This is a genomic window from Streptomyces sp. NPDC002104 (genome assembly GCF_053593795.1).
Genome location: NZ_JBSFDF010000001.1, coordinates 241,887 through 253,544, shown reverse-complemented (window position 1 = coordinate 253,544; position 11,658 = coordinate 241,887). Strand labels below are relative to the sequence as shown.

At 71.3% G+C, this 11,658-nt stretch carries 9 protein-coding genes and 2 pseudogenes; 1 reads left to right on the top strand and 10 read right to left on the bottom strand.

The annotated features are described in order from the left end of the window. The first annotated feature begins 345 nt into the window (after nt 1–345). Nucleotides 346–675, top strand: a complete 330-nt coding sequence (locus tag ACWCP2_RS01085) for a putative quinol monooxygenase (RefSeq protein WP_450906469.1) — start codon at nt 346–348, stop codon at nt 673–675. A gap of 176 nt (nt 676–851) precedes the next feature. Here ACWCP2_RS01085 and ACWCP2_RS01080 read toward each other — a convergent pair. From ACWCP2_RS01080 to ACWCP2_RS01035, 10 genes and pseudogenes are all read right to left on the bottom strand, one after another. Beyond that, nucleotides 852–1,300, bottom strand: a pseudogene (locus ACWCP2_RS01080) (transposase); the annotation flags it as partial. Between the two features lie 173 nt (nt 1,301–1,473). Beyond that, nucleotides 1,474–1,687: pseudogene (locus ACWCP2_RS01075) on the bottom strand (sensor histidine kinase); the annotation flags it as partial. A 48-nt stretch (nt 1,688–1,735) separates the two neighbouring features. After that, the gene (locus ACWCP2_RS01070) at nt 1,736–3,910 is read right to left on the bottom strand and encodes an FUSC family protein (protein WP_450906468.1); all 2,175 of its coding nucleotides are present in this window, start codon (nt 3,908–3,910) and stop codon (nt 1,736–1,738) included. Beyond that, nucleotides 3,911–5,044 carry a hypothetical protein gene (locus ACWCP2_RS01065; RefSeq protein ID WP_450906467.1) on the bottom strand — a complete coding sequence of 378 codons (1,134 nt, stop codon included), beginning with the start codon at nt 5,042–5,044 and terminating at the stop codon, nt 3,911–3,913. It abuts the gene before it with no gap. Nucleotides 5,045–5,133: 89 nt separating this feature from the next. Then, nucleotides 5,134–6,882 (bottom strand): FAD-dependent oxidoreductase, encoded by a 1,749-nt coding sequence (locus ACWCP2_RS01060; RefSeq protein WP_450906466.1) that lies wholly within the window; start codon nt 6,880–6,882, stop codon nt 5,134–5,136. Continuing rightward, nucleotides 6,882–7,145 carry a UBP-type zinc finger domain-containing protein gene (locus ACWCP2_RS01055; RefSeq protein WP_450906465.1) on the bottom strand — a complete coding sequence of 88 codons (264 nt, stop codon included), beginning with the start codon at nt 7,143–7,145 and terminating at the stop codon, nt 6,882–6,884. Before ACWCP2_RS01055 ends, ACWCP2_RS01060 begins: the two co-directional genes overlap by 1 nt. Nucleotides 7,146–7,215: 70 nt before the next feature. Then, nucleotides 7,216–7,674: a thioredoxin gene (gene trxA / locus ACWCP2_RS01050; RefSeq protein ID WP_450906464.1), complete on the bottom strand. Its 459-nt coding sequence runs from the start codon at nt 7,672–7,674 to the stop codon at nt 7,216–7,218. After that, the gene (gene clpB, locus ACWCP2_RS01045) at nt 7,671–10,310 is read right to left on the bottom strand and encodes an ATP-dependent chaperone ClpB (protein WP_450906463.1); all 2,640 of its coding nucleotides are present in this window, start codon (nt 10,308–10,310) and stop codon (nt 7,671–7,673) included. The genes trxA and clpB overlap by 4 nt, the downstream gene beginning before the upstream one ends. Beyond that, entirely contained in the window at nt 10,301–10,708 is a 408-nt protein-coding gene (locus tag ACWCP2_RS01040) for a chaperone modulator CbpM (RefSeq protein ID WP_450906462.1), read from the bottom strand. The genes clpB and ACWCP2_RS01040 overlap by 10 nt, the downstream gene beginning before the upstream one ends. Next, the gene (locus ACWCP2_RS01035) at nt 10,705–11,655 is read right to left on the bottom strand and encodes a DnaJ C-terminal domain-containing protein (RefSeq protein WP_450906461.1); all 951 of its coding nucleotides are present in this window, start codon (nt 11,653–11,655) and stop codon (nt 10,705–10,707) included. Before ACWCP2_RS01035 ends, ACWCP2_RS01040 begins: the two co-directional genes overlap by 4 nt. Nucleotides 11,656–11,658: the final 3 nt, after the last annotated feature.

The window sequence follows — 11,658 nt, the reverse complement described above, 5'->3', positions numbered from 1 at the left end:
CCGACGTGTGCACCGGCAGCACGAGCGGCGTCAGGGGTTGACCCATCCGAGCAGGACCCGACACCCGGACGGCGTATCTGCCGCCCGGGGTGCGGAGCCTTGGCACGCCCTGCTGCCACAGTGGCGGCACGGCCACCGACATTGCCCTCGCGGTTTCTCGGGGCCAGTCCTGCGACCGATCCGGAGGCCCTGTGCCCGCCCACATGGAACGCGCTCCGAACGGGTCGACGCGCTGCGCCGCCGTGCCCCGACGGCCGCGGACCCACTCATGAAGAGTGTGCCGCGATCGACGTGTCCCGAAGATCGAACTGCCACACACGCTGCGGTATGCGCAGAGGATTTGACATGCAGGCACCCATCGAAGGAGGAGCCATGGTGAAGGTAGGGCTGTTGGTCCGGGTACAGGCAAAACCAGGCAAGGAGGCAGAAGTTGCACAGTTCCTGACGGACGCGCAAGCGACCGTCGACCAGGAGCCCGACACCCGCGCCTGGTTCGCAATCCAGTTCGACACGTCCACGTTCGGCATCTTCGACGTGTTCCCCGACGACGCTGGACGACAGGCGCACCTGGCCGGAGGCGTGGGCACGGCGCTCGGAGAGCGGGCAGCGGAGCTGTTCACCGTGTCACCCGCGGTCGAGTACGTCGACGTACTCGCATCGAAGCTCCCGACATGACCAGGGGCGGATCGGCAGGACACAAGAGATGACGCAGCGAACAGACGGCCGGACTCGTCGCCGCGTACCTCGCGGGGCGCCGTGCCCTGCGCTCCGCGCGTGCGATGCGTTCTGGTGCGGCGAGCACCCGTGGCCGTCGGGGAAACCAGTCGCCACAGACGCCGATTCCTGGGCCGGCACACGCTTCGCCGACACGCGCTATACGCTCTGGGAAACCTCGAGGGCACTCCCGTTGCCATCGCGGGCATGCGAGCGCGGCGGTGCGGGATGACCAGTCCGGTGCCCGAATAGCCGCCATGGGAGATCGTGAGGTTCCTGCCGACGGCGGCTTTGGCGCCGGACTCCTCCCACGCCGTGCAGTCGTTGCGGTTGCCGGCGAGCGGCCGGCCGACCACGACGGTCAGGCGGGTGTCGGCGTCGATGACGACCTGGTGGTTGGTGGAGTACCGGTGGTTCTTCGACCGCTCGGCGATGGTGTGATCGCGGGTGGGCACCAGGGTGCCGTCCACGATGAGCACGCCGTCCTCGGCGAACACCCGCGGGGTTGGAGCACCAGCATCGACCCCAGACGGTCGATGATCCGGTCCGCTCCAGACTTCGAGACCCCGAACAACGGGGCGAGCTGCACGCGGACTCAGCCTGAAGGTCGGAACTCGACAGCTGTCCAGATCAACTCCACCCCGCACCCTTACCAGCCATCCCCCACCGCGGCCAGGGGCGAGGTCGGGCAGCTCAGAGGGCGGCAGCTCACAGGTCCAGGGCGGGCGGGAGGACAGGGAAGCAGGTCCGCAGGGCGGGCTACCTCCCTGTGTCCATGTGGAGGCGGATCGCGGTCCCCTGGTCGCGGGTGGAGCGGATCTCTACGAGGTCGCAGAGCTGGTGCGCGAGCCAGAGCCCGCGGCCGCCGATCTGTTCGGGGGGCGGGCCGGATGCGGCCTGCCATGACGTCCGCGATGTAGCCGGCGTCGCGGAACTCGCACAGGAACGTCGCGCCCTGGGTCCAGGTACGGCCACGCCGGTGGGAGATCAGGGAATCCGTGGCTCCCCGTCGCCGGCGCCGTCACCCACCCCGATGGGCGGGTCCTGATCCGGCAACTTCCTCCGCCGCGGCCGCCCGTACCCGTTGCTCCTCGCGGGCGGAGCCGACGTCCCGTTCGAGGGGTGTACGGCTCACTGCCGTCGCGAAGTCCTCCAAGGCCCGCTTCTGCATTGCCGCCCCGCGCCGCACCACCGGGCTCCCCTCTCCGGCGGCGGAGCCCTCCCACCCGTGGAGCGCTTCCTCCACCCGCGCCCAGTCCGGATTCCTGTGCTCGCGCACGTCGGCCGCCGCCTGCGCGGTGTCCGCCTCCAGGGCCTCGGCGAGCCGCTCCGCCTCGGGGACGGGACGGCTGTCGGCCCGCGGGACGTGGCTCTCCATGAGCATCGCCGCGCGGTCGAAGCCCTTGATCGCCTCCTGCGCCTCCTCCGCCTCGCGTGACGTCAGGCCCCTGGGGCGGACCGGTTCCTGCCTTGCCCGGTCGTACGCCTCCTGCCAGGCGGCGCGTGCCTGCCTGCTCGCCAGCAGTGCCCTGCGCAGGTCGGCGTGATGTTCCCGGGTCGGTTCGGCGTAGCTGCGGAGCACCGCGGCCGCGTAACGGCCCTCGGCGGCGAGCCAGTCCGCAAGCCGGCCCGGCAGTCGGGGTGTCTCCCATGCGGGGAACACCACGTACGCCAGCATCGCGAGGGCCCCGCCGAGCAGGGTGAGCACCACCCGCTCCGGGACCGTCTGCTCCCACGCCTGGCCGCCCATGCCGAGCAGGAAGACGACGTATGCGGCAGTGAAGCACTGGGAGTAGGCGTAGCCGGTACGGTTCAGCATGAACGACAGGCCCGCCGAGACCACCGCCAGCAGGCCGGACACCTGGGCGTCCGGGCCCAGGGCCCGCACCATCCCGGTGGCGAGCGCGACCCCCGCCAGGGTCCCGGCGAGACGGGCCACCGCCCGCGCGTACGTCTGGTGGAAGTCCGGCCGCATCACCATCACCGAGGTGATGGGCACCCAATAGCCGTGGCCCACCGGAAGCCGGGCGGCGATCAGGTAGCCGAGCGTGGCCACCGCCGCCAGGCGGACGGCGTGCCGGAACACGGGCGAGTCCCGGCGGAGCTCACGTCGGACCGCCCGGACCACGACCGGGACCAGCCGGAACATGGTCGGGCGCACCAGGACCTGGGCGTACTCGGGGACGGACGGCGCGGGCGTCCTCCCGGGCGTGCCGCACCGGGCGATCTCCAAGGCCTCGCCGAGCAGTTCCACGAGCCGCTCGGCGGCCTGCCGCGCGGGGCCCTCCAGCACCTCGTGATCCTCGCCGACGCACAGGGCGTCCGTGCTTCCGGGCGACACCTCGGCGGGAGTGCCGCGGCGGATCGAACGGGCGGCCGCATCCAGGACCTCCCCGGCGGCGTCGAGCAACTCCCTTGCCCGGTCCCGCCCGGGCCCCTCCGGCGGGGCGCCGACGCCCGGGTCGGCGAGTGCGGCGACGACGGGCCGCATGCGCTCGGCGAGTCCCCTGGGGCCGTGCAGGACGGAGGGACGGGTGCGGGCCTGCGACGGCGTCACGGCGGCCGCGTCCCGGGCCGTCATCAACGGTTCCGGGTCGAACGGGGCGGTCGGGTCGTGCCGCAGCCGGCGGGCGTAGTCCGCCACGGCGGCCAGGGCGTCGGCGAGCGCGTCACGATGCGCCCCCCAGCGGCGGATCGGGAACAGCAGGATCAGCAAAGCCTGCGCCACGCCCCCGAGCGCGATGATCCCGGCGTGCTCCAGGGCCCGCCCGATGCTCGTGGGCAGGGTGACGGTCACCAGCATGCTGCCGACCGTCGTCGCCGCGACGATCCCGGCGGTCGATCCGACGGCCCACGCCATCCCTGCGGCAAAGGCCCATACGGCCAGCAGTGGGAGGAACGTCTCGAGTCGCCCCGCGGCCAGATACCCGAGGAAGGTGCCGAGTGCCAGACCTGCGCCCGCGCCGAGCGCGATGACTTTGCGGGGACGCCAGGTGCGCTGGAGAGTGGACGCGCCCGCCGAGTAGGCACCGAGGGCGGCCGACGCAGCATACGCCGGGGAGGCCAGCCACAGCGCCGGCCCGATGACGATCGCCACCCCCACAGCAGTGCGCAGTGCGAGCAGGGGCTCCAGTCGCGTCTCCTCGATCGTGAGTCCGGATCGCACGACTTCCCGGAGGGCCCGCAGCCACGTCACTCAGGTCACCAGCTGTTCACCGTGGTCGCCTTGGAGCATGTGGCGACGTTCCTTTTCGCGCGTGGAGTAGGCGGCTGCACGGATCGCCTCGTCGCTCTCCAAGCCTGATCCCAGCGCGCCGGCCACCGTTGCGACCGAAGCGACGAACCAGGACAGCGTCACGTACTCCGTGACGTGCAGCGGGGTTCCGGTCATGGAGGCGAACACCCGGTCGTTGAGGATGAACAGCGCCCAGACCAAGTTGACGGCCATCAGACCCACGTAGCAGACGAGCGCCCCGATACCGATGGTGAGGACCGTCGAGGTGTTGTAGAGCCGCGCCTTCTGCCTCGCCTCCGGCGAGCCTTCTGTCGATCGATGCCACAGCTCCCCGTCCACGATCAGCCAGCCGATCATGAGCCCGACGGACCCCACCATGGCGATCACGAGGCGTGGCGTGCTCAGGGCCCCGGAGAGGCTCCAGGTGGTGGAGTCCAGGGTGGCGATGGCCCCCGTGGCCAGTGCGGCCGCCAGGGCTTTCGACAGGCCCGACACCAACCGCCAGGGCCGGTTGGCGCGGACCATACCGACGAGCACCCGCAGGTAGCCGCGCGGCCCGCTGACGACGTACCGCAGGTCGGCGGTCTCCTCCGCACCGACCCGGCCCGGACGGATGGGCGCGAGACGACCGGCGAAAGAGCCCAGAAGCGGCTGACTGACCGCAAGCCCCTCAGCGCCGTTGGCCCGCGGGCCCGCCAAGCCGAGCACAGCTTCTTCCACGGCCCGCCGAGCCCTCGTCTGCAGCCGCAAGCCCCCCAGGGAGGGAAGGGACAGCAACGCCAGACCGTGTTCGTGACTCAGATCGACGACGATCTTGCGCCCGTGCGAGTGCAGCGGAAGGTCGGTGAGGGCCACCACGATGTCCCAGTCCTCCGCACTCGCGCGGTTCATGATCCGGCGCATCAAGGTGGGCGGGTCCTCGGTCCCTGAGGTGAATGGCTCACTGACCACCTTGACGTCGAACCGACTGCCCTGACCCACCTTTTCGGCGAGCCGATCAGGAAGTATCCGGGCCATGCGCTGCGCGATGTCCGTGGGCGCGTCCGGATCCGCCAGGAGAGCCACGACCGTCACGCCCTGCGACGACACCCGCACGACTGGACCATCCTCCTCGGCTGCCCTCCGCGATTGCAAGGGTTCACAGAATGCCCCGGGGTAGGGGCGAAGCCGCGGTGACACGCTGTTCACACGGATCCGCCCGCTTCCGGCGGGCGTCCCTCGGGGCCGGCGGTGACCAGGTTTCCCCTCCGTTCCCGGTGCTCGTGCACGAGGCGGATCGCCATGGCGCCTTCACCGGTCGCCGAGGCCACCCGTTTCACCGAGCCGCTCCTGACGTCGCCGGCGGCGAAGACCCCGGGCAGGGTGGTCTCCAGCAGCATCGGATCGCGGCCCAGCGAGGCCCACCGGTTCGCGTCAGCCAGGACCTGGGCGTCGGCGCCGGTGAGGACGAAGCCCCTCTCGTCCAGGGCCAGCACGCCCTTGAGCCATTCCGTGCGGGGCCGGGCGCCGATGAACACGAACAGCGCCGCGGCCTGCAGCTCACGGCGCTCATGGCTTGCGTTGTCCTCCACCGTCAGCGACTCCAGCTTTTCCTTGCCGGCGACGCCCCGTACTTCGGTGTGGAGCAGCACCTCGATCTTGGGGTGCTGCTCTACCTGGTCCACCAGGTAGCGCGACATGTCCGCGTTGAGGTCGCTGCCCCGGACGAGGAGGTGGACCCCGGACGCGTGTCCGGCGAGGAACAGCGCCGCTTGCCCGGCTGAGTTCCCGCCGCCGACCACGGCGACCGGGTCCGCCCGGCAGAGGCCGGCCTCGTGGACCGTCGCCGCGTAGTAGACGCTGATGCCTTCCAGGCGGTCGATGCCGGGCACTTCGAGCCTGCGGTACCGCACGCCCGAGGCGAGCACCACGGCGCCGGCCCGGGCCCGGGAGCCGTCCGTGAACGTGACGATGTACTCATCGTCCTGCGGGGTGAGCGTGCTGACCTCCGCCGGCACCATGAGGCGGGCGCCGAACTTGTGGGCCTGGAGCACCGCACGTTCGATGAGTTCGCCCCCGGAGATGCCGGACGGGAAGCCGAGGTAGTTCTCGATGCGGGACGAGGTCGCGGCCTGGCCACCGGTGGCCACGGCGTCGACGGTGACCGTGGTGAGGCCGTCGGAGGCACCGTAGACGGCAGCGGCTAGTCCTGCGGGGCCCGCACCGACCACCAAGACGTCGCACCGTTCATTCTGGGGCGAGGGCGCGGGGGCGGGCAGCCCGATGAGCCGGGCCAGTTCGGCGTTGCTCGGATTGCGCAGGAGCCGCTCGCCCTGCCACAGGACCACCGGCGTCTCCTCGGGACCGATCTCGAACCGGCGCAGCAGCGCCTCGGCCTCTTTGTCCCTCTCCAGATCCACCCAGCGGTGGGGCAGCCGGTTGCGGGCGGCGAACTCGCGCAGCCGCAGCGTGTCCCGTGAATAGCACGACCCCAGGATCCGGAAGCCGGCGCCGAGGCCGATGAGCAGGTATCTGCGGCCCAGGTAGGCGCGGAGGATCAGATCGCCGAGGACGGGGTCGCTGCCGACCAGGGCGCGTTGCCGCTCCACCGGTACGGCCAGGATCTCGCCGGCCTCGCGCACCACTGCGGTGTTGAACGCTGCCTGGCCCTCCAGCAGCCCGAGTTCGCCCAGGAACCTGCCGGGTCCGTGGACCGCCACCGTCCGCGCGTCGGGGCCGCCCTGGTCGTGGAGGATCTCGACGGTCCCGCTGAGGATCACGAGGAACTCCCGGAAAGGCTCACCCTCCCGGTACAGCACCTCGCCCTCGGCCGTCATGCGGCGCTCGCCGTGCGCGCTCAGATCCTCGAGCTGCTCCGGCGTCAGGCGCGGGAACGCCCCGTACCGGTCAGGTGTCTCGCGGACCGCACCCTTCTCGTGCTCGGCCGTGCTCATCAGACCAGCGCCTCGTGGACGAAGCACCAGCGCCAGTCCTCTCCCGGCTCGAAGGACTGCACGACGGGGTGGGCGACGCTCCCCGCATGCCGCCTGGCGTGCTTGAGGGGGGAGGAGTCGCAGCAGCCGACGTGCCCACAGGTGAGACAGAGGCGCAGGTGCACCCACGGGGACCGCTCCCTGAGGCACTCCTCGCAGCCCTCTGGGGTACGCGGCGTCACTGGGCGCACCATCGCCAGGTGCGGGTCGACAATCGTGGCCATGAGATTCTTCCTTCCGTGAACGGGCCTGATCGGCCGCGGTCGGCGATGGTCTTCTTCAGCACCGTCGCCGTCACCCTCCCGCAGTGGTCTGCCGGCCCGCCAACGCCTGCTCGACCCACGAGCGCAGCACGTGCGCGGGCGCCGCGCCGGCCTGCCGGGCGAGCGTCTTGCCCCGGTCCAGGACGAGCAGGGTCGGCACCGCCTGCACCTCGAACCGCCGACTGAGCCGTGGGTTCTGGTCGACGTCGACCTTGACGAGCTTGATCTGTCCGGCGAGGTCCCGGGCGACCTGTTCGAGGGCTGGGCTGACCATGCGGCAGGGGCCGCACCAGGTGGCCCAGAGGTCGACGACGACGGGCACCGTGGCGTTGTCGGCGACCTCGGCGAAGTCGCCGTCGCCCGCGTCGACGACCCAGGGCAGGGGCTGCTTGCAGTGGCCGCATCGGGGCCGTCCCTCGGCGGCCACGGGTATCCGGTTGCCTCGACCGCAGTTCGGGCAGGTCACCGTGGTCGTCCGGGTGGTGTTCACGCCGCCCTCGCTTCTCGGTCGCCCTGTTGCTGGTCGTAGGTGACCACCAGTTCTCCGTGCTCGGCGTCGACGCGCACCGTCGCGCCGTCCTGGACGTCGCCGCGCAGCAGGGCCCGCCCGACCAGTGTCTCGACCTCGTGGGAGATGTAGCGCCGCAGCGGCCGGGCCCCGTACACCGGGTCGTAGCCCTGATGGGCGATCACCACCCGCGCAGCATCGGTGAGTTCGACGGTGATGCGGCGCTCGGCGAGCCGCCGCCGCAGCTCGTCGAACTGCAGCTCCACGATCCGCTCGATCTGCCGTTCACCGAGCGGCTTGAACAGCACGATGTCGTCGACGCGGTTGAGGAACTCCGGGCGGAAGTGCCCGCGCAGCTCGCCCATCACCAGGGCGCGGGCGTCGGGCTTGATCTCACCCTCGGCGGTGGCGCCGTCGAGGAGGTGCTCGGAGCCGATGTTGGACGTCATGATGATCACGGTGTTGCGGAAGTCGACGGTGCGGCCCTGGGCGTCGGTGATGCGACCGTCGTCGAGCATCTGCAGCAGCGTGTTGAAGACATCGGTGTGGGCCTTCTCGACCTCGTCGAACAGGACGACCGAGTACGGCTTGCGGCGCACGGCCTCGGTGAGCTGGCCGCCCTCCTCGTAGCCGACGTATCCGGGCGGTGCGCCCATGAGCCGGCTGACGGTGTGCCGCTCCTGGTACTCGCTCATGTCGAGGCGGACCATGTTGTCCTCGGAGTCGAACAGGGTCCGGGCGAGGGTCTTGGCCAGCTCGGTCTTCCCGACGCCGGTGGGGCCGAGGAAGATGAACGAGCCGATGGGGCGGCGCAGGTCGCGGATGCCGGAGCGGGCGCGGATGATGGCGTCGGTGACGAGCCTGACGGCCTCGTCCTGGCCGATGACGCGCTCGCGCAGGATGTCGTCGAGGCGCAGCAGCTTCTCGCGTTCGCCCTCCTGGAGGCGGGCGACGGGGACGCCGGTCCAGGCGGCGACGATCTCGGCGATCTCCTCCTCGGTGACGACCTCGCGCAGCAGCCGGTTCTGACCTTGTTTGGAAGCCAGTTGCTCCTCCTCTGCGGCGAGTCGGCGCTCCAGGTCCCGGAGGCGGCCGTAGCGCAGTTCGGCGGCGCGGTTGAGGTCGTAGGCGCGCTCGGCCTCCTCTGCCTCGTGGCGGACCTGTTCCAGTTCCTGGCGCAGTTCCTGCACGCGGCGGATCGCCTGCCGTTCGGCCTCCCACTGGGCGTGTTTGGCGTCGGCCTCGCCGCGCAGGTCGGCCAGTTCCCTGCGCAGCTCCTCCAGGCGTGTTTTGCTGGCGGGGTCGGTCTCCTTGGACAGGGCGGCATCCTCGATCTCCAGCCGCGTGACACGACGGGTGATCTCGTCGAGTTCGGCGGGCATCGAGTCGATCTCGGTACGCAGCCTGGCGCACGCCTCGTCGACGAGGTCGATGGCCTTGTCGGGCAGGAACCGATCGGTGATGTAACGGTGGCTGAGGGTGGCCGCGGAGACCATCGCGGTGTCCTGGATCTTGACGCCGTGGAAGACCTCGAGGCGTTCGCGCAGTCCGCGCAGGATGGAGATGGTGTCCTCCACGCTGGGCTCCTCGACCAGGACCTGCTGGAAGCGGCGTTCGAGGGCGGCGTCCTTCTCGATGTGCTTGCGGTACTCGTCGAGGGTGGTGGCGCCGATCATGTGGAGTTCGCCGCGGGCCAGCATCGGCTTGAGCATGTTGCCCGCGTCCATGGCTCCTTCGGCGGCGCCCGCGCCGACGACGGTGTGGAGTTCGTCGACGAAGAGCAGGATGCGCCCTTCGGCGGCCTTCACCTCGGACAGTACGGCCTTCAGGCGTTCCTCGAACTCGCCGCGGTACTTGGCGCCGGCGACCAGGGAGCCCATGTCCAGGGCGAACACCGTCCTGTCGCGCAGGCCCTCGGGGACGTCGCCGCGAACGATGCGCTGGGCCAGGCCCTCGACGATGGCGGTCTTGCCGACGCCGGGGTCGCCGATGAGGACGGGGTTGTTCTTGGTCTTGCGGCTGAGGATCTGGGTGACGCGGCGGATCTCCGCGTCACGGCCGATGACCGGGTCCAGCCGACCGGACCGAGCCTCGAGGACGAGGTCGCGTCCGTACTTCTCCAGGGCCTCGTAGGCCACTTCGGGGTTCGCGGAGGTGACGCGCTGGTTGCCGCGGACCTGGGTGAGCGCGCTCAGGAACGAGTCCCTGGTGATGCCGGCCTGTTTGAGCAGTCGCCCGGCGGCGGTCGAAGAGCTCTCCTCGGCCAGGGCGAGGAGGAGGTGTTCCACGGACACGTACTCGTCCTTGAGGCGTTTGGCCTCCCGCTCGGCGGCGTCGAGCAGGTGGGCGAGGCGCTGGGTGACGAAGACCTGGCCGGGTGCCGCGCCGGGGCCGGTGACCTTCGGGCGGCGGGAGAGTTCCTCGCGCACGGCCTCGCGCAGTCCCTTCGGCTCCTTGCCGGCCTGCTCCAGCAACCGCGGGATCAGACCGTCCTCCTGATCGAGGAGTGCGAACAGCAGGTGTTCCCCGTCGACCTCGGTGTGCCCCATGCGGCCGGCCGCGGTCTGGGCCTCCTGGAGGGCTTCCTGGGACTTCTGGGTGAGACGGTTCATGTCCATGGGGGTGTTTCACTCCTCGTGCCGCGGCCGCGCAGGGCGGCTTCGAGCAGGCTGATGCGGTCGAGCAGATCGAGCACCAGGCCGATGGATGCGTAGTTGAGGCAGAGACCGGTGCGCAGCCGCTGGATGCGGGCGAGCACCGCCGGGGCCGCGGGGTCGAACACCAGGTGTCCCCGGGCGTCGCGTTCGGCGTCGATCAGGCCGAGGGCGACGAACCGGCTGATCAGATCGGGGTGGAGGCCCGAGCGACGGGCGACGGCGTCGAGGGAGAGCCTGGGGGCGGCCACGAGCGCGTACCGGACGGCCGTCGAGGCGGTGAGGTCGGCGCCCGTTCGTACCGGGCGGTTGCCCACGCCGGCCCGGCCGGGACCTGCCGCTCCCGCGGGTGGTTCGTTCATCGCGTCCTCCTGGGGTCGTACGAGGAGGCGGCGGCGAGCTCCTCGAACAGTTCGCGCTCCCGGTCGCCGAGGGTGGGTGGCACCACGATGCGCAGTTCCGCGTACAGGTCTCCGTTCGCGCCGCGCGGGTTCGGCATGCCCTCGCCGCGCAGCCGCAGCCGCCGGCCGCTGGACGAGCCGGCGGGAACCGTGACCTTGGCCGTGCCGCCGCCGGGGGTGGGCACCGGCACGGTCGCGCCCAGGGCCGCCTCCCAGGGGGTCACCGGGACCTGGACGTGCACGTCGCGGCCGTCCAGCCGGAATCGGGGGTGGGGCTGGATCCGCACGCGCAGGTACAGGTCGCCCGCGGCGGCGTCACCACTGCCCCGGCCGCCCTCGCCCGCCAGCCGGATGCGCTGCCCGTCGGTGACGCCCGGCGGCACGTCGACCTCGTACCGCCGCGGCTGCCCGGTGGGACCGGCGAGCGTGACGGTGCGACGGCCGCCCCGGTACGCCTCCTCGACGGTGAGCGGCAGTTCGGCCTCCTGGTCCGCTCCGGGGACGCTCCCCCGGGCGGCGCCGGCTCCGAACATGGAGCCGAACAGGTCCTCGATGTCGATGCCCTCCGCTGCGAAGTCGTCTCCGAAGCCGGCGTACCGGACCCGCGGACCGCCGCCGCCCGCGGTCGTCCGACCGCGGAAGCCGCCGCCCGCTCCCGCCGCGGCCCGTTCGTCGAAGTCCTCCGGGATCTTGCGGAAGTCCTCGCCGAAGCGGTCGTAGCGGGCCCGGGTCTTGGGATCGGACAGGACGCTGTATGCGTCGTTGAGGTCCTTGAAGCGCTCTTCCGCCCCGGGGTCCTTGTTGACGTCGGGGTGGTGCCTGCGGGCGAGTTTGCGGTATGCCTGCTGGATCTCGTCCTGGCTCGCGGACCGCGACACCCCGAGCACCTCGTAGTAGTCCCGCGCCATGGC